The 274-nt window shown below is 56.6% G+C and carries 1 protein-coding gene; it reads left to right on the top strand.

Annotated elements, in window-relative coordinates:
* Nucleotides 1–58 precede the first annotated feature (58 nt).
* A partial coding sequence (locus tag ACPYOI_RS36255; protein WP_481424196.1) for a hypothetical protein occupies nt 59–274 on the top strand: 216 nt, incomplete at its 3' end.

The following is a 274-nucleotide window of genomic DNA, read 5'->3' as shown; positions in this document are numbered from 1 at the left end:
GCCATGCGTCGCCCTCCGTTTTGAAAAGGCCTAGCAGTAAAGCAGGCTCGATCAAGCGGTGAAGATCCTCGATGTCGATGGAGGTCGCCGAGGTCAAAAGGGCGTTGGTGCCTGTGAACCCAACGCAGGCGGCAGATTGGAGGACACTTCGTGTCGCGTCCGGCAACTCCGTGATGATACGGGTCAAAAGCGCGTCGAGGCTCCATTTTTTCTGGTGAGAAACGAACTGGGCGAGGTCAGCCGCTGTTTCGGCTCGATCCAGGACATTCAATAT

It is taken from the genome of Rhizobium sp. SVR5-2C, from assembly GCF_056755115.1.
This window is presented reverse-complemented; position numbering and strand designations above follow the sequence as displayed.